The sequence below is a fragment of the Akkermansia sp. AE01SA01 genome, assembly GCF_036417395.1.
Taxonomy (GTDB): domain Bacteria; phylum Verrucomicrobiota; class Verrucomicrobiia; order Verrucomicrobiales; family Akkermansiaceae; genus Akkermansia.
On record NZ_CP143890.1, the window covers coordinates 2,513,335 to 2,530,616 of the forward strand.

The window sequence follows — 17,282 nt, forward strand, 5'->3', positions numbered from 1 at the left end:
ATCATGGATCTGCCGGACGCACATACCCATCCCTCTCCCGCCGCTTCCGGCGCCGGCCTCCGCTTCGTCTGCGGAACGTCCCCGGCGGACTGGGAACAGACGGCGCTGCTGGCGGAACGGGACGTAAACGTCACCCCGTTTTTCGGCATTCATCCGTGGTTTCTTGATTCGGCCGCATGGCGCCGGGACATGCGCCTTCTGGAAGAATTCCTGCACCGTTTCCCCAAGGCGGGAGTAGGGGAAACCGGCCTGGACAAATGCCGCCGCGGCATTCCGGACATGAAAGTGCAAAAAGACGCGCTACGCGTGCATCTGGACATGGCCGCGCAGATGAACCGCCCTGTTGCCCTGCATTGCTGCCGCGCCTGGGGAAGTCTGGCCGAAATGCTGAGAGAATACCCCCGCCTGAAAGCCATCCTGCACGGCTGGAACGGGGCGCTGAATCCGGCGTCCGACCTGCCTTCCGAGGATTGGCTGCTGTCCATCGGCCCCCGGGAAATGGAGCGTGCGGATATTTTTACATCCGTTCCCCTGTACCGTCTGGCGCTGGAATCGGACGAACATCCGGAGGCCCTGCCGGACCTTTACCGGGCTGCGGCGCAAGCGCTCCGGATGGAGGAATGCCGACTAGCCGCAATCGTCACGGACAACCTGTCAAGAATCTCCCCCCCATAACGATTTTCACGAAGCAGGGAGGACGAACGGTTCCGCTGGCATACTCCATGGCGGTGCGGCGGCTTTTTTCCTTGGCAGCCCCACGCCGGAGGCTATCATGCGGGCATGGGCCTTTTTCAGGATCAAACCAGTTCTTTGTCGGAAATCAAGCGGCTTGCCGCGCTCGTCATGGATCCCTCCCGCAGGGACGAAATAGGCCCTGACCAGTGGCCCCTGGCCATGATCGCCTACGGCCTGGTCACCTGTAATGAAAAAAACAGGCAGGCGGAAGGCATTGAAATTTACCGCACCTTCCAATCCTGCTGCGCCCCGGACGCCAGAAAGAAGTGCGCCCTTCAACTTGCGGCCTTCATCCGGCAGCGCAAAGGCGACGGATGGCGCGCCCTGCTCCCCTTTGCGATGACGGACGAACTGGCGGACATTCGCCGCCAGGCTGCCTTCCTGATTTATACGCTTGCGGCTCCGGAACGTGAAGAACGCTTCCCGGGGATCGCCGGACTGGCGGATATCATTTGCGCCGCTCCCCTTCCGGGACAGGCCGGCATGTCCCCGGCGCTGGACGCCCTGATGAGTCTGGGGGATCTGCGGTTCGCCCCTTATCTGGCATCCATTTCCAAAAAACTTTCTCCGGACCGCCTTGCGGAACTCCTGGAAGGGACGGAGGCCATTCCGACCGAACTGGGCTGCAACTGGCTGCTGGACATTCTGGATGAGCATGCGGAACTTTCCTCCACGGTGGCCCGCGTGCTGGCTGCCATGCCCGGCAGGGCCGGGGAGGTGCTGGATGTAGTCATTCCCGTTCCGTCCTGGCAGTTCACGAATTCCGCCGTCCAGCCGCTTCATTCATGGAGTATTCCGGAATATGGACTCCGCATGAAGGACCGGCTCGCCCAAAAACTCGCGCCTGAAGACCGGGAAACCGTCACTCAGGCCTGGAGCTGACGTGATAGAACCTCCGCACCACCCATTCATGGTGGAACTGCACGAAGGTTTGGTAAACGTCCGCATCCAGCGTTTTCTCATGCGTCATCAACAGCAGGGGATAAGATTCCCCTTCCGCCGTATAGGGAGGATGGATGTAGTCGAACTGGGGGTTGGGTACAAAACCATGGCGCTGATAAAACCCCAGTCGGCGCCGTGAAATCTCGTCCTCCGGAGGGTCAATTTCCAAAATGACCTTGTGCGGGAAGGTGTCACGCAGCTCCTCCAGAATCCTTTGTCCCGCTCCCTGGCCGCGCAGCGAGGCACTCACGGCGAAATATTCCAGATACACGAATTCCTCCCGCCGCCAGGTCACCAGAATGGCAGCCACCCGGCCCGCTTCATCCAAAAACGCTTCATAATAAAAACCCGGGTCCTCAAACGCCAGCGGAAAATCCTGAATCCGCCGCTGCTCATGAAGCGGAAAGCTAGTCCGGTAGATATCCAGAGATTCCACAAACAGGGGATCATCCACTCCCGTCACACGGCGCTTGGTCAAGGTTTCAGGCTTCATGCCCTGCATCCAAGCATATCCGGCAAATCCCGGCAAGTCTTGCCCGATGTTTCTCTAAGTCATGATGTAGCATTGGTCCGCTCAATCCGTTTGTTTTCCACACGCAGCTACGGCCTTCCAACATATTTTTAAATAATTGGCGTTAAGAAAAAAAGACCATATAATTATTTACTTGGCAGCAAGCGGCGATATTCTCTGCACAAAAACTTTCCGGAACGACGGAATTAAGCTTGCTGTCCTCCTGCTGTTCAATCATTCCCTCCACATTTCTACCAACCCATGAAATTTTTCCTCCTCTCCGGACTGTGGATCATCTGCACCTTCTGCGTTCAGGCCCAGAATCTTCCCGCCCATGAAGAATCGTGGCCCGTATGCACCCCGGCGCGCAAAGGAGCCAGAATCCTTTTCATAGGCAACAGTTACACCTTTTTCAACCGGATGCCCGCCATGGTCATGGCTATGGCTGACATCAGGGGACTCCAGGCGGACGTGCATATCCATGCAGCTCCGGCGGCTTCCTTCAGTTCCCATTGGAACGATGAAGAAGCCAGAAAGAAATTAACGGGGAATTCCTGGGATTTCGTCGTCCTTCAGGATCAGAGCGCCACGCCTGTCATTGCGCCGGAACGGACTCTGGAGTTCGGAAAAAAACTGTGCTCGCAAGTCCGGTCTGAAAACGGCACTCCCGTGCTGTTCCTGACATGGGGAAGGAAAGGCGCTTCCAACATCCCCGACAAAGGGGAACAGCAGGCCCTGCGGGATACTTATCTGAAGCTCGCCCGGCAGGAGAAGGCAGCCCTGGCACCCGTAGGCATCGCCTGGGAGAATTGCTCCAGACGCCATCCGGAGATCAAGCTTTATCTGGAGGACGGACAGCATCCTTCCGAACAGGGAAGCTACCTGACGGCATGCGTGATGTACTGCACCCTGTTCGGCAAGTCTCCGGTGGGGCTGCCGGGCAAACTGACGCTGAAAGGGGTCCGTCTGTGCAATATTCCGCAGGCCAGGGCCAAAACACTGCAAACGATTGCCCAGGATACCTGCAAACGGCTTTTTACCACGCCGGCCAGCGCCAGGAAAAAGCCGGAAGGGCGCCGATGAATCCCCTGATGCGGCATAGCGCAAAATCTACTCGCAAAACGAGCCGCCGGTCCCTATCATCCATGGCGAACACTTGCACACATTATGAGCGAACAAGTCATTATCATCGGCGCGGGCTGCGCGGGCTACACTGCGGCCATCTACACCGCCAGGGCCAATCTCTCCCCCCTCCTGATTACGGGCTCCCAGATAGGAGGGCAGTTGACTACCACCACGGAAGTGGAGAATTTCCCCGGCTTTCCGGACGGCATCATGGGGCCGGACCTCATGTTCCTGATGCAGCAGCAGGCGGAAAAGTTTGGTACGCGCTTTGCTTACGAAGATGTAAAAAGCGTCATCAAGGATGAAGCCACCGGACTGTTCACCGTCAAGACCAGCGGCCAGAATTACGAGGCCCGCAGCATCATCGTCGCTACCGGGGCATCCGCCCGCTATCTGGGCATTCCGGGGGAAGAAGGGCTGATAGGCCACGGGCTGACGGCCTGCGCCACCTGCGACGGCGCCTTTTACCGAGACGTTCCTGTTTGCGTGGTTGGCGGAGGAGACAGCGCGTGTGAAGAAGCCGCATTCCTGACCCGCTTCGCTTCCAGGGTTTATCTGATTCACCGCCGCGATACCCTCCGGGCCTCCAAAATCATGGCGGAACGCACGCTGGCGAACGAAAAGATTTTTCCGCTCTGGAATTCCACCATCGCAGCTTACAAGACGGACGACAAGGGGGAACTGGAAGCCGTCATGCTGAAAAATCTCGTCACCGGAGAGGAAACGGAACTGGCCGTCAAATGCGTATTCATGGCCATCGGCCATACGCCGAACACCTCTTTCCTGGGTGATCTGGTGGATAGGGACCAGTCCGGCTACATCGTCCGGGAACCCGGCCTCATGTCCACCAGGACGCCGGGCCTTTTCGCCGCGGGCGACGTGGCGGACCCCCACTACCGCCAGGCCATTTCCTCCGCCGGCATGGGTTGCGCCGCCGCCATTGAGGCGGAACGCTACCTGCTGGGCATGTAAGGGAACAAACTTTCGGAAAGGGCCGGGTTCCCGCGGGAATACCGGCCTTTCTCCGTCACAGGAAGAACGGACATGCACCACTACAGCATTTTTGAGCTTTTCAGCATCGGGATAGGCCCCTCCTCCTCCCACACGGTAGGTCCCATGCGGGCGGCGCACCGTTTTCTGGAACAACTGCGCTCCTCCCCCCATCTGCCGGAAATAGAAGGCATCCGCTGCGAATGCTACGGCTCCCTGGCCGCCACCGGACACGGCCACGGAACGGACACCGCCATCATGCTGGGCCTGCTGGGGGAAGAACCCCAGACCGTCGTACCGCGCGACATTCCCGGAATGATAGCGCGCCTGCACCAGCAGGAAACCCTGTCCGTTACGGAAGACAAGACCATCCGTTTTTCCCCCTCCCGCGACCTGGACCTTTCCCATTATCAGCCCCTGAAGCTCCACCCGAACGGGATGCTTTTCACAGCCGTCGACAAGGACGGAGCCCCGGTGGAAGACGCCGTGTTTTATTCCACAGGCGGCGGCTTTGTCGCCTCCGAGCAGGAACTGCTGCATCCGGCGGAACCGGACCGGGAACCGTTTCCCCTCCCCTACGAATCCGCGGAGGAATTGCTGCGCATGGCGGACGAACGCCACTGCCCCCTTTCTTCCATCGTGATGGCCAATGAATGCGCCCTTCTTCCGGAGCGCGACGTGCGCGAACGGCTGGACCTGATCTGGACAACGATGAAGCAGTCCATCGCCAGCGGCATGAGCGCGCGCGGCAACCTGCCCGGCGTGCTGCAAGTACCGCGACGCGCCAAGAGCCTGCGCAAGTCCCTGCTCGTCCACGGGGAGTCGGCCCTGAAAGACCCTCTCTCCATCATGGACTGGATCAATCTGTACGCCATTGCCGTGAGCGAGGAAAACGCCGCGGGCGGGCGCATCGTCACCGCTCCTACCAACGGTGCGGCGGGGATCGTCCCCGCCGTGCTCAATTACGCCACCAAATTCTGCGTTTCCCCGTATCCGGACGCCATTCACCGCTTCCTGCTCACCGCAGGGGGAATCGCCATCCTTTACAAGAAAAACGCCTCCATTTCCGGCGCGGACGTAGGCTGCCAGGGGGAAGTGGGCGTGGCCTGCTCCATGGCTGCGGCCGCACTGGCGGAATACCTGGGCGGGACGCCCCATCAGGTGGAAAACGCCGCGGAAATAGGCATGGAGCACAACCTGGGCCTTACCTGCGACCCGATTGCGGGGCTCGTTCAGATTCCCTGCATTGAGCGCAACGCCATCGCAGCCATCAAGGCCATCAACGCCGCCCGCATCGCCATGGGAGGCACCGGCGCGCACTTCGTTCCATTGGACAAGGTCATCCGCACCATGCTGGACACGGGACGGGACATGCAGTCCAAATACAAGGAGACGGCCCAGGGCGGCCTGGCCGTGAATGTGGTGAATTGTTAAAGGGAAGCGGAAATCATCCCACGGGAACCCATATGTGTCTGTTCCCTGAAAAAACGTTCCTCCGGGTTGACAGGCAAGGAGAGCGAATGTAGGGTTGCGAACATGTTTTCACGCCTTCTTCTTGCCCTGGCGCTGGTGCTGGGCGGTACGGGAATGTCCCGCGCCGTCCACGTTGTCATGTGCGGCGGTCCGGCCCTGAAACAATGGGAAGGACTGAGAATACAGCCGGACAGGCACGACAACTGGTGGGCCAACTTCGTCCGGGCGTCCACCGTCCGCATCGCCCAGATCCAGCAGGCGGACCCCGGGGCCAGAATCACGTGGATCGTGTACCGTCCGGGTTATGTGACGCGCGGCAAGGAGGACGGAAAACCCTACACGAAGTGGATTTCCGATCTGGCCGCCAAATACAAAACCAAACTTGTCTGGGTGAATACCGCGGACCAGGCCATCCGCGCCCTGAATTCCTCTCCCCGCTTCCAGGGGGACAAAGTGGAATCCTTCTACTACTTCGGCCACTCCAACTGCTTTGCCTGGATGCTGGATTACGGCAACAACATCATGGCCGTTTCCACGGAATGGATTCATGAAACGGACTTGAACCGCATCCGCCGGGATATTTTTTCCCCGCAGTCCGATTGCCGCAGCTTCGGCTGCTACACGGGGGCCAGCATGTCCGGCTGGTGGAAGCGCATCGTAGGCGTTCCTCTCTGGGGCAATATGGAATCCACCCGCTACGCTCCCGTTTCCAACGGACGCCTGCCGGAAGGCGCGGGCAAGTGGGTTAAGTAGAATTAATAGTTAATAATTAACAGTTAATAGTTAACAGGATTTTTTAATTTTACGGTTCCGGACGCAGTTTCCTGCCACCTGATCCCGTATTGCTTTCCCTCCCAAAACCCTTACAATAGTCCGCATGCGGAACGGATTCCGCCATTTTCTGACACAATCATGAACCAAGCACCCCATGTTGCCATCGTTGGCGCCACCGGAGCGGTGGGCGTCGAGATCCTGTCCTGCCTGGAAACCCGCAACTTTCCCGTCGGCTCCCTGAAGCTTCTGGCCTCCGCCCGTTCCGCGGGTAAACAGGTAGCTTTCCGCGGGGAAATGCTGACTGTGGAAGAATTGACGGAGAAATCCTTTGAAGGCGTAGATATTGCCCTGTTCAGCGCGGGCGGCGGCATTTCCCTGAAGTTCGCCCCCATTGCGGCGGCGGCAGGCTGCGTGGTTATCGACAATTCTTCCGCGTTCCGCCAGGAACCGGACGTTCCCCTCGTCGTGCCGGAAATCAATCCGGACGCCGCGTTCAACCATCCGCGCAACATCATCGCCAATCCCAACTGCACCACCATCATCACGCTGATGGCCCTGTTCCCCCTTCATCAGAAGTTCGGGTTGAAAACCGTCATTGCGTCCAGCTACCAGGCGGTTTCCGGCAGCGGGCAGCACGGCATCGCGGAACTGGAGTCCCAGGTGCGCGCCGTGGTGGACGGCCACCCTGTGGTCAAGAATGTTTATCCGCACCAGATTGCCTTCAACCTGTTGCCGCAGATCGACTCCTTCACGGACACCGGCTACACCAAGGAAGAGCTGAAAATGCTCAATGAAGGCCGCAAAATTCTTTCCCTGCCGGAACTCAAGGTTACCTGTACCTGCGTCCGTGTTCCCGTGTACCGCTCCCATTCCATCTCTGTCACCGCCCAGTTTGAACAGCCCGTAGACCTGGAAAAGGCCCGCCAGGCCTATGAAGGCAAGCCCGGCGTGGCCCTGATGGACAATCCTGCGGAAGGCCTGTGGCCCACTCCCTTGGACAGCACCAACGGCGACACCTGCTACGTGGGCCGCATGCGGAGGGACATGGCCGTCGACAACGCCCTGGCCCTGTGGGTCGTAGGTGACCAGGTGCGCAAAGGCGCGGCCCTGAACGCCGTGCAGATTGCAGAACTTTTAATCAACCGCTGAATCAAGACAAATCCCACCCCGTACCCATTTCATAACGCCATGTGTGAACAATCCCTGAAAGATTACATTACCGAACAGTGCGCCCTGATCGACGCGGCGCTGGACAGGCTCCTTCCCGCCGAGGACGAAAGCCCGAAAACCATCCACAAAGCCATGCGCTACAGCATGTTTGCGGGCGGCAAGAGAATGCGTCCGGTGCTTTGCCTGGCTGCGGCGGAAGCCTGCGGCGGCCTGGCCGTCAACGCTCTGATCCCTGCCTGCGCGGTGGAAATGATGCATACGTATTCCCTCATTCACGACGACCTGCCCGCCATGGACAATGACGACCTGCGCCGGGGCAAGCCCACCAGCCACAAGACATTCGGAGAAGGCATCGCCATCCTGACCGGAGATGCCCTGCTGACGGAAGCCTTTGCCGTCATCGCCCGGGTGGACGATACGGAACGCTACACCGTCCGGGACTACGTGGCGGAACTGGCGGCCACCGGCGGCAGCAAGATGCTCATCGGCGGCCAGGTACTGGACCTGGAAGGGGAGCACAAGAAGCTTTCCGAGCCGGAAGTACGCGCCGTATATGAAGGCAAGACGGCTGCCCTAGTAACCACCGCCCTCCGGTTCGGAGCCATGTCTGCCGACGCTACGGAAGCACAGCTGGAAGCCGTCACGGACTTCGGCTACAACCTGGGCCTGGCTTTCCAGGTGATCGACGATATTCTGGACCTGACCGCCTCCACGGAAAAGCTCGGCAAAACGGCGGGCAAGGACGTGAACTCCCAGAAATCCACCTGTCCGGCCCTGATCGGCCTGGAAGGAGCCCGTTCCGAAGCCAAGTGCCGTACCCAGGCCGCACTGGACGCCCTGATGATTTTCCCGGAAGAACGCCGCACGCGCCTGGTGGAAATAGCGAATTACCTTCTCAACCGCGAATATTAAGCAACATTTCCCGTTCATGCCCGCAGAAAACGTATCCGACAACGTCGCCGCGCTGATCGACATGGCGCTAGCCGAAGACTTCGGCCCCGGCGACGTAACCTCCACTTATTTCGTTCCCGAACACCTGACGGCCAGGGCCATCCTGACGCCCCGCAAGAAAGGCGTTCTGTCCGGCGTCAACGTGGCGGCGGAAGTATTCCGCAAGGTGGACCCCAGCCTGAAGGTGGAAGTATACCTGCACGACGGGGAAGCCGTGGCGCCCGGCGCCGTAATCATGCTCATTGAAGGGTCCGCCCGGTCCATTCTGGGTGCGGAGCGCACGGCCCTGAACTTCATCCAGCGCCTTTCCGGTGTGGCTTCCCTCACCCGGAAATACGTAAAGGCCGTCTCCCACACCAGCGCCCGCATTCTGGACACCCGCAAAACGACGCCCGGCTACCGCCTTCTGGAAAAAGCCGCCGTGGCCCACGGCGGCGGCACCAACCACCGCATGGGACTTTACGACCGGGCCATGGTGAAGGACAACCACCTGATGACGGACGGCAATACAGAACATCTCCAAAAGTGCATCAACACCCTCCGCGCGGAAAAGCCCGGCGTGGAAATCCAGCTGGAGGCGGATACCTTGGAACAGGTGGAATCCTTCCTCAAGCTGGAAGGCGTGGACCACATTCTGCTGGACAACATGACGCCGGAAACGCTCAGAAAAGCCGTCGCCCTGCGCGGGGACCGCTCCACCCCCCTGCTGGAAGCCAGCGGCGGCGTCAATCTGGACACGGTGGCGGCCATTGCGGAATCCGGCGTGGACTTCGTTTCCGTGGGCTACGTCACCCATTCCGCTCCATCGCTGGATCTGGGGCTGGATTTCAGCGTGGAATAAAACCATTACTTTCCCCATATCATGGACCTGTCCAATTTCAGAGAAGAATACCTCAAGGGCCAGCTGCACAGGAAGGATCTGGCGGCCAATCCCTTTGAACAATTCCAAACCTGGTTTGACCAGGCTCTGAAAGCGGGCATCCCGGAACCCAACGCCTTTTCCCTGGCCACGGCCAACGCTCAGGCGCGCCCTTCCCTGCGCACGGTGCTCCTCAAGTACTTTGACGAAACCGGGTTCGTGTTTTTTACCAACTACGGCAGCCATAAGGCCCGCGACATTGAGGAAAATCCCCAGGTCTGCATGATGCTCCCCTGGGTCATGCTGGAACGGCAGGTCATTATTTACGGAAAAGCCGTCAAGGTTTCCCGCACGGAATCCCTGAAATACTTCCTTTCCCGCCCCAAGGAATCACAACTGGGAGCATGGGTTTCCCAGCAAAGTTCCGTCATTTCCGGAAGAAAACTGCTGGAAATGAAACTCATGGAACTGAAAAACAAATTCTCCAAGGGAGAAATTCCTCTGCCCTCCTTCTGGGGCGGCTTCAGGATCATTCCGGAAGCCTTCGAATTCTGGCAGGGCGGCCCAGGCCGCGTTCACGACCGCTTCATGTACACGCGGCAGGAAGACGGTTCATGGGCGATTGAACGACTGCAGCCATGATTTCCGAACGCGTTACAGACCAGGGGCTGACCTTTCTGGACGTGGAAACGCCGTTCTGCGCGGCATCCCTCTGCTTGCAGGGAGCCCACCTCGTTTCCTGGAAGCCTGCGGGCCAGCAGGAATGCCTGTTTCTTTCCCCAAAGGCGGTCTTTTCCCGCGGAAAAGCTATCCGCGGCGGTATTCCCGTCTGCTGGCCCTGGTTCGGAGTAGCGGAAAACGGCCCTGCCCACGGCATTGCCCGCACTTCCGAGTGGCGCCTCCATCATCAGGAAACGGATATGCGGGGCAATCTTCTTCTTTCCCTGGCCCTGTATCCGGATGACGCCGGACAGCCCGCCGCCATTCTGCGCCTGACGCTGGGTTCATCTCTGGCCATGAAGCTGGAGACCACCGTCCGCAGGCTCCCCTGCAAGCTCACCGAAGCCTTCCATAACTATTTTGCCGTCGGCAACCTGACCAAATGCCGCGTTCTGGGCCTGGAAAATGTTCCCTTCCGGGAATATGCCGCCCAGCCCATAAAACACGGGGAACGCCCCCTGGCGCCCCTGGGCTGCCTGGACCGCGTGTACGACTGTCCGGACCACACGGGAAAAATTATTCTGGAAGATCCGGTCATGAACCGTTCCATCACGGTGGAGCGGGAGCATGCCTCTTCCGTCATCGTCTGGAACCCTGGCCAGCAGGGTGCGGCGGACATGCCGGACCTGGGAGCGGATTCCTGGAACAAATTTCTTTGCGTGGAAACGGGGAATGCCTCACCCCGTACCCTTCATCTTGCTCCAGGGCAGTCCCATACCATGTGCCAGAAAATTTCAGTGGCGCCCCTGGCTTGACCAAACAATTTCCGGAAACTGCGTCCGGAAGGCTTGCCGGATCATACCTCCATGGCAGTTTTTCCCCGATAACACCCTGTTTTAAATGTTTATTTTAATAAACTTACCTTACCAGGAAAAAGGAACTGCGGATTTATAATCCGGAGTCAATCCATATTTTTAAGGGGAAAGCATTTAGACTGGAATCCTTTTTCATTTAATTGGAAAATGTTACCGGGAAACTGAAGCCAACCGGCTTTTACGGGTAAATTATTTCCAAAGCGCGGGAGAGAAGGAATCTTCCCCGCTCCTCCTCTTTTCAAGACTTTGAAAAGCCAGAAAACACTTACTTCCTATATATTGCATCATTATCTCAACTGGCAATAACTTATTAATTCTAAGGAATACGCGCTTCAGGTCCAACTGTAAAAAAAGCCGCAGCTTTGCCTCAACAGAATACTCCGGATTATAAATCCGCATAAAGTATCATCGTTATGAAAATCAAACTTCCCCTGACTCTGCTGGCGTATGTCTTTGCAACTCTTCCCTCTATTGCAAATGACGCCGCCGCTCCGGCAGATGGAGAAAATGTTTCCATCACTGAAAGTGTCCGTTACGTACTCAGTACTGACATGGAGTATGGTACAACCGTATTCCAGGCAGATCCTTCCATTCCCCAGGAACAATTTGAAGTCTCGTTTGAAGGAGACGGCCTGCAGAATCTTACCCTGAACAAGGAAGATACCACGAACAAAACCGCCCAATTCCTTTTCCGTTCGAAAAACGATGATCCCCGTATTAATGAATTCACCCTGTCCATTTCCCGACTGAACGACCTTCATCTCGGCGGGACATACGGAGCCGTTGAATTAAGCAACAATCAGGGAAATTCCGTATTTTCCATCACCGATATCGGCGGAAACGTGTGTCTGGATAACAACACGATGGAACGCAGCGGAAACGCGGCGGACGCCCTGGTGTCTCTGTACTCTTCCGGGAATAACACCATTCTCATAGACAATGTCGGAGGAACTTTATCCATCAGCAATAACACAAAAACTTCCGGAGCGGCGCAATCCGGGCTGGGATTGCTTATTTACAGCTCCAACAAAACGGAAAACAGCTCCAACAGTTTAATCCAAATCACCAATGTCCGAGGAGGAATTGATGTCCGGGACAATACCTTTTCAGCCGGCCAGGGCGTCATCAGCATTTTCAATGATGTGAAGACCGGAAATGCCACCATCATCATGGACACCATCGCCGGCGGCGTTCGCTTCGTGAACAACGATGCCGGGGATAATGCCTTCGGCGCCTGCCTGACAGCAGGCTGCAAAGTCAACTGGGGCGACGAATTATTCAGCGGACATGCAGCTATTCAGCTTTCCAACATTCAGGGAGATATACTTTTCCAGAACAACAGTTCCTATGCCGGATCCGCCATTTTTGTCAATGGTACGGAAAGCATGCTTTCCATTTCCGGCGTGGAGGGCAGCGTATCATTCACCGGAAACCATGCGGGTACTTTCGGCGGCGCCATTTATTTTGAAACGGGCTCCGTCTCTGAAAATAATGTATTATCCATTCAGCACGTGCAGGGAGATGTCCTGTTTGAAAACAATTCGGCAACATATTTTGGAGGCGCCATCTGCAGTTCTGCACCCATAGAAGATGAATATGGCAGCCCCACTGGTCCTGCCGACGCCCGGATCATTTTATTGGCTGACGGGGGCGATATCATATTCCAGAGCAATGTCATGTACGCAGGCGGTACGGACCCAATCGCCAACGCCATTCTGGCGGATGGAAAACACAAGGTGGAACTGGGTGCCGCGGCCGGCCGCAAAATTGCCTTTTATGACCCCATCGTCATGCAGGATGAACAGGAGAACGCTTCTTCCCTGCATTTCAACAAAGGGGAGGACTGCCAGGGGGAAATCCTCTTCTCCGGCAGGGATTATGCAGACTCGGAAGACGCTGCCAATTACACCTCCACCCTGACGGGGGATGCCTTCCAGTACAACGGTACTGTCCGTCTGGACCAAAGGGCGGCCCTGGAACTGGTCAACTACGTCCAGGAAGGCGGAATACTGGCCATGGGACGCCGTACCTCCCTGGCCGCTTCCGGGAATGTTTCCCTGAAAACGCTTACGCTTGATCTCAGCCTAAGCGGAGAGGCCGCCTCCATCACGGCCGCAGGTTCCGTTTCCGCCGATCGGCTGACTGTGTACGCCTCTTCTTCCGGAGTTGCCGCAGGAGACACCGTACTGACCATCAAGGCGGCCTCTTTCGGAGGAATTCTTGAGGAAACGGGAGACCACAGGGTCGCCATGCGGGATGACCAGGGAATGAACTTCCTTCTGGAAATGAACTGGGATCTGAACGAGGAAGGCTCCCTTGTTTTTACCACCGGCAGTGTCGTTGAGGAAGGAGTCATTGCGGAGCTCCAGGGGAGCAACATAGCCAATTCCATGCTTTCTTCCGCCTCCACTCTGCGTTCATTCACCGGCACGGGGCTGGAACACCTGGATACGGCACGCTTCCTCTCCCCTCTCAAGAGCAATGTCTGGACCAGCGGACTGGGAGATTTCCAAATGCAGAGAACCAAGGGCGGCATTGAAGGGTTTGACTACCAGGGTGGCGGCTTTGCCGTAGGGGGAGACTACAAGCTCGGAGAACAATGGCTGGGCGGCGTCGCCTACGGCTACACCTCCGGCAAAAACATCAGCCGGGAATACCGGGCCACCAACCGGCAGAACACCAATATGGGCCTTATCTACACCGGCTGGAGACTCCCCATGAACAAGGGGCAGGCTCTGACCATCACTGCCGCCGCCGGCTTCAGCAGCAGCGACAACCGCCTTTCCTCCGTGACCTCCGGCGGCCAGAACTCGTCAGGTTCATGGACCAACCGGGCATGGGACGGCACGGTAAAGGTCGCATGGGATCTGCCCGTGGGCAAAAACCTCGTTCTCACCCCCCATATCGGCGTGGAATACACGGATGTGGTGCAGGAGGCGTTTACGGAAAGCGGAGAGATGGCCCGCCGGTTTGACCGGGGCCATTACCGCAATCTGGCCCTTCCCGTGGGCCTTTCCCTGACCCAGGGGCTGACGCTGGGCGGCATGCCCTGGAGCCATACGGTTAGCGTGGAGTATCTCCCGGACGTGTACCGGAGCAATGCGGGAACCTATGCACGCCTGGTCAGCAACGGCTATGGGTGGGGAGTGGACGGCAGCAAGCCCGCGCGGCAGGGAGTGAGGGCGGGGATTTCCGGCCGGCTCCAGGTAACGAACAATTGGAGCGCGTATGGCAGCTACCAGGTGGAGGCGCGCGACAGTTTCGTGAACCAGCGGGTAATGCTCGGAGTAGGTTATTCCTTCTAATAAAAAAGAGCAGATGCAAGCACAGCCGGGCTTCCTTGAAAGGGAGCCCGGCTTTTATACGCCGACTACTGTCCCGGACTGCCGAAAGGAAAGCCCCGGAAACATAGTCCGCAGCAGGAGGGAAATTATTCCCCGGAGAAAAATGGCCTCTCCCGCTTCCTATATCCGGAACAACCGATTTGTCCTGCTTCCATAAAAGACGGCTTTGGAATCCGGCATCAATGATAATTTTTGGCATTAAAAGGGTTTGATATAAAAATACCTGCATCATCAGAAACGCAGATATAAAAAACATATCCGTTTTAGTAACAATATCATAATGATTTATAATGAGATATAGTTATTTTAAAATATGTTTTTTATCAAACGGATTCCAAATCCGCTATATTTATGGTGGTAGGAGGGCGTGGCATTTTTCATGCTGCTTTCTCCCATTTCACAATGGATATGTGACGAGAAGGACCGGGCTTCCAATTCATTGGGAGCCCGGTCTGATGCAGCCTGAACAGTAGAAGAGGCAGGAGGAAAAACGGTTTTCCCCGCCATGAAGGGCATTCCAGGTGAAAATAACGGACTGGCAGGATTCGGCTTGCAAAAAACGCTCTTTTAAGGTTTGGTAGATTTCGAGCCTTTTGGCGCGTTCCCTACCAAGATGCACACAAACACACCTTCCGATGTTGGCAACGCCGCAACCTTTATTGCGGAAATCTACGGCCAGGACGTCTTCAACATGGAGACCATGCGCGGCTACCTGCCCCGCCCCGTTTACAAAAAATTGCTGGCGACAATCCGCAAGGATGAAAAGCTGGACCCGGATATTGCCAATGAAGTGGCCCAGGCCATGATGACCTGGGCCTTGGAAAAGGGCGCCAGCCATTACACGCACTGGTTCCAGCCCCTCAACGGCAGTACGGCTGAAAAGCACGATTCCTTTGTGGAAGTGGACCCGGAAGGCAACCTGGAACTCAAATTCTCCGGCAAAAGCCTGGTCCAGGGGGAACCGGACGCCTCCAGCTTCCCCTCCGGCGGTCTCCGCGCCACGTTTGAGGCCCGCGGCTACACGGCATGGGACCCCACCAGCCCCGCTTTCATCAAGCGTACGGACAATGGAGCCACCCTGTGCATCCCCACCGCCTTCTGTTCCTACAAGGGGCAGGCACTGGACAAGAAGACTCCCCTGCTGCGCTCCATGACCGCCGTCTGCCGCCAGGCGCAGCGTCTGCTGGCCTGCTTTGGCGGTCCGGAAAACATCCACGTCACCGCCAACCTGGGCGCGGAACAGGAATACTTCCTGGTGGACAAGCAGCTTTATGCCCTGCGCCCGGACCTGATGATGTGCGGCCGCACTCTCTTCGGCAATGTGCCGCCCAAGCACCAGCAGATGGAAGACCATTACTTCGGCTCCATCAAGGACCGCGTGCTGGAATTCATGGTGGACGTGGACGAAGCCCTGTGGAAGCTCGGCATTCCCTCCAAGACGCGCCATAACGAGGTGGCTCCCGGACAGTTTGAAATCGCGCCCATTTTTGAAAGCCAGAACCTGGCCGTGGACCACAACATGCTGGTCATGGAAGTGCTCAGGAAAACAGCCAACAAGCACGACCTGGTCTGTCTGCTCCATGAAAAGCCCTTTGCGGGAATGAACGGCTCCGGCAAGCACAACAACTGGTCCCTTTCCGCCCCCGGCTACGGCAGCCTTCTCAATCCCGGCTCCAGCCCGCAGGAAAACGCCATCTTCCTCACCCTGCTCTGCGCCACGATCAAGGCCGTGGACGAACATGCGGATCTGCTGCGCGCCTCCGTCGCCAAATCCGGCAACGAACACCGCCTGGGAGCCCATGAAGCTCCTCCGGCCATCATTTCCATTTTCCTGGGGGACCTGCTGGACGAAATCATTGAGCAGATTGAAAAAGGCGGCACCAAGAAGGCATGCACGGTGAAAACCATGAGCATCGGCGTAGATACGCTGCCGATGTTCCCGCTGGACACTTCCGACCGGAATCGCACCAGCCCCTTCGCCTTCACCGGCAACAAGTTTGAATTCCGGGCCGTGGGTTCTTCCCAAACCTGCGCATGGCCAATGACGGTGCTCAACACCATCGTCGCGGAAAGCCTGGATGAAATCTGCACCATCCTGGAACCCGTCAAGGACAAGCCGGAAGAATTCCACACGACGCTCAACAAGCTGCTTCAGAACATCATCAAGAAGCACAAGCGCATCCTCTTCAGCGGGGACGGCTACGGAGAAGCCTGGATCAAGGAGGCCGAACGCCGCAAGCTGGCCAATACGCCCGGCACCATCGAGGCGCTGGCGGCACTGGAAACGCCCAAAGCCAGGGCGCTTTTTGAAAAATACAAGGTGGTCAGCCCGGTGGAACTCCATGCCCGCCATGAAATCCAGTCGGAAATCTTCCATAAGGAAATCAATATTGAGGCGGAAACGGCCCTCCTGATGGTGGAAACCCTGTATATTCCGGCCGTCACGGAACAGCTCACGCAGCTCACCTCCGCCATTGCGCAGATGAAGGCTTCCGGAATCAAGGCGGGGATGAAAGCCACGACGGACCGCGCCAACCGGATCGGAGAACTGCTGGACCTCCTGCCCGCCCAGGTGCGGATGCTGAGGCAGGCAGTGAATCAGAAAAACACGAAAGACATTCAGACCGGAATGGATGACTTGAGAAAGACCATCGACACCCTGGAAGGGCTGACGGATGCAGACTTGTGGCCCGTTCCGACCTATGCGGAATTGCTCTTCCTTTAAAAACGGGGCGCTTTCACAGCCATAAAATACATTTATTATCAATCATTAATAGCAAAAACAACACGGTTGCACCCAAGAAAAGCGCCAAATAATCGCCTGACGGATTGACAAAACGGCCAAAATAGTTATCCTTTTTGTCCGGTTGTGC

Annotated in this window: 14 protein-coding genes; 13 read left to right on the forward strand and 1 reads right to left on the reverse strand. The window is 57.3% G+C overall.

The features are described 5' to 3' along the window. The first annotated feature begins 3 nt into the window (after nucleotides 1-3). Both V3C19_RS10100 and V3C19_RS10105 read left to right on the forward strand, forming a co-directional pair. Nucleotides 4-675, forward strand: a complete 672-nt coding sequence (locus V3C19_RS10100) for a TatD family hydrolase (protein WP_130084823.1) — start codon at nucleotides 4-6, stop codon at nucleotides 673-675. Between the two features lie 105 nt (nucleotides 676-780). Beyond that, nucleotides 781-1,617, forward strand: a complete 837-nt coding sequence (locus V3C19_RS10105) for a hypothetical protein (RefSeq protein ID WP_130084822.1) — start codon at nucleotides 781-783, stop codon at nucleotides 1,615-1,617. Here V3C19_RS10105 and V3C19_RS10110 read toward each other — a convergent pair. Further along, on the reverse strand, nucleotides 1,598-2,170 hold the full coding sequence (locus V3C19_RS10110) for a GNAT family N-acetyltransferase (protein WP_161981432.1): 573 nt from the start codon (nucleotides 2,168-2,170) through the stop codon (nucleotides 1,598-1,600). The genes V3C19_RS10105 and V3C19_RS10110 overlap by 20 nt on opposite strands. A gap of 279 nt (nucleotides 2,171-2,449) precedes the next feature. Here V3C19_RS10110 and V3C19_RS10115 point away from each other — a divergent pair, with 279 nt between their 5' ends. The 11 genes from V3C19_RS10115 (at nucleotide 2,450) to V3C19_RS10165 (ending at nucleotide 17,134) form a co-directional block, all read left to right on the forward strand. Next, entirely contained in the window at nucleotides 2,450-3,271 is an 822-nt protein-coding gene (locus V3C19_RS10115) for a hypothetical protein (RefSeq protein WP_295931453.1), read from the forward strand. A gap of 84 nt (nucleotides 3,272-3,355) precedes the next feature. Further along, nucleotides 3,356-4,285: a thioredoxin-disulfide reductase gene (gene trxB / locus V3C19_RS10120; protein WP_130084819.1), complete on the forward strand. Its 930-nt coding sequence runs from the start codon at nucleotides 3,356-3,358 to the stop codon at nucleotides 4,283-4,285. Between the two features lie 72 nt (nucleotides 4,286-4,357). Then, nucleotides 4,358-5,737 carry an L-serine ammonia-lyase gene (locus tag V3C19_RS10125; protein ID WP_295931451.1) on the forward strand — a complete coding sequence of 460 codons (1,380 nt, stop codon included), beginning with the start codon at nucleotides 4,358-4,360 and terminating at the stop codon, nucleotides 5,735-5,737. A 102-nt stretch (nucleotides 5,738-5,839) separates the two neighbouring features. Continuing rightward, nucleotides 5,840-6,529: a hypothetical protein gene (locus tag V3C19_RS10130; RefSeq protein WP_130084817.1), complete on the forward strand. Its 690-nt coding sequence runs from the start codon at nucleotides 5,840-5,842 to the stop codon at nucleotides 6,527-6,529. 159 nt (nucleotides 6,530-6,688) lie between these two features. After that, nucleotides 6,689-7,699 carry an aspartate-semialdehyde dehydrogenase gene (locus V3C19_RS10135; RefSeq protein WP_295931447.1) on the forward strand — a complete coding sequence of 337 codons (1,011 nt, stop codon included), beginning with the start codon at nucleotides 6,689-6,691 and terminating at the stop codon, nucleotides 7,697-7,699. Nucleotides 7,700-7,738: 39 nt separating this feature from the next. Further along, nucleotides 7,739-8,632: a polyprenyl synthetase family protein gene (locus V3C19_RS10140; RefSeq protein WP_295931444.1), complete on the forward strand. Its 894-nt coding sequence runs from the start codon at nucleotides 7,739-7,741 to the stop codon at nucleotides 8,630-8,632. 16 nt (nucleotides 8,633-8,648) lie between these two features. Then, on the forward strand, nucleotides 8,649-9,512 hold the full coding sequence (gene nadC / locus V3C19_RS10145) for a carboxylating nicotinate-nucleotide diphosphorylase (RefSeq protein ID WP_130084814.1): 864 nt from the start codon (nucleotides 8,649-8,651) through the stop codon (nucleotides 9,510-9,512). A 21-nt stretch (nucleotides 9,513-9,533) separates the two neighbouring features. Next, complete coding sequence (gene pdxH, locus V3C19_RS10150) at nucleotides 9,534-10,172, forward strand: pyridoxamine 5'-phosphate oxidase (protein ID WP_130084813.1); 639 nt, start codon at nucleotides 9,534-9,536, stop codon at nucleotides 10,170-10,172. Next, nucleotides 10,169-11,005 carry a D-hexose-6-phosphate mutarotase gene (locus V3C19_RS10155; protein WP_130084812.1) on the forward strand — a complete coding sequence of 279 codons (837 nt, stop codon included), beginning with the start codon at nucleotides 10,169-10,171 and terminating at the stop codon, nucleotides 11,003-11,005. The genes pdxH and V3C19_RS10155 overlap by 4 nt, the downstream gene beginning before the upstream one ends. 473 nt (nucleotides 11,006-11,478) lie before the next feature. After that, nucleotides 11,479-14,370, forward strand: coding sequence for an autotransporter outer membrane beta-barrel domain-containing protein (locus tag V3C19_RS10160; RefSeq protein ID WP_295931440.1), 2,892 nt, complete (start codon nucleotides 11,479-11,481; stop codon nucleotides 14,368-14,370). 652 nt (nucleotides 14,371-15,022) lie between these two features. Further along, nucleotides 15,023-17,134: a glutamine synthetase III gene (locus tag V3C19_RS10165; RefSeq protein ID WP_295931437.1), complete on the forward strand. Its 2,112-nt coding sequence runs from the start codon at nucleotides 15,023-15,025 to the stop codon at nucleotides 17,132-17,134. Nucleotides 17,135-17,282 lie beyond the last annotated feature (148 nt).

Excerpts from the sequence above, each read along its gene's own strand:
- V3C19_RS10100 (WP_130084823.1), top strand. The coding sequence starts at position 4 with ATGGATCTGCCGGACGCACATACCCATCCCTCTCCCGCCGCTTCCGGC.
- V3C19_RS10105 (WP_130084822.1), top strand. The coding sequence starts at position 781 with ATGGGCCTTTTTCAGGATCAAACCAGTTCTTTGTCGGAAATCAAGCGG.
- V3C19_RS10110 (WP_161981432.1), bottom strand. The coding sequence starts at position 2,170 with ATGAAGCCTGAAACCTTGACCAAGCGCCGTGTGACGGGAGTGGATGAT.
- V3C19_RS10115 (WP_295931453.1), top strand. The coding sequence starts at position 2,450 with ATGAAATTTTTCCTCCTCTCCGGACTGTGGATCATCTGCACCTTCTGC.
- trxB (WP_130084819.1), top strand. The coding sequence starts at position 3,356 with ATGAGCGAACAAGTCATTATCATCGGCGCGGGCTGCGCGGGCTACACT.
- V3C19_RS10125 (WP_295931451.1), top strand. The coding sequence starts at position 4,358 with ATGCACCACTACAGCATTTTTGAGCTTTTCAGCATCGGGATAGGCCCC.
- V3C19_RS10130 (WP_130084817.1), top strand. The coding sequence starts at position 5,840 with ATGTTTTCACGCCTTCTTCTTGCCCTGGCGCTGGTGCTGGGCGGTACG.
- V3C19_RS10135 (WP_295931447.1), top strand. The coding sequence starts at position 6,689 with ATGAACCAAGCACCCCATGTTGCCATCGTTGGCGCCACCGGAGCGGTG.
- V3C19_RS10140 (WP_295931444.1), top strand. The coding sequence starts at position 7,739 with ATGTGTGAACAATCCCTGAAAGATTACATTACCGAACAGTGCGCCCTG.
- nadC (WP_130084814.1), top strand. The coding sequence starts at position 8,649 with ATGCCCGCAGAAAACGTATCCGACAACGTCGCCGCGCTGATCGACATG.
- pdxH (WP_130084813.1), top strand. The coding sequence starts at position 9,534 with ATGGACCTGTCCAATTTCAGAGAAGAATACCTCAAGGGCCAGCTGCAC.
- V3C19_RS10155 (WP_130084812.1), top strand. The coding sequence starts at position 10,169 with ATGATTTCCGAACGCGTTACAGACCAGGGGCTGACCTTTCTGGACGTG.
- V3C19_RS10160 (WP_295931440.1), top strand. The coding sequence starts at position 11,479 with ATGAAAATCAAACTTCCCCTGACTCTGCTGGCGTATGTCTTTGCAACT.
- V3C19_RS10165 (WP_295931437.1), top strand. The coding sequence starts at position 15,023 with ATGCACACAAACACACCTTCCGATGTTGGCAACGCCGCAACCTTTATT.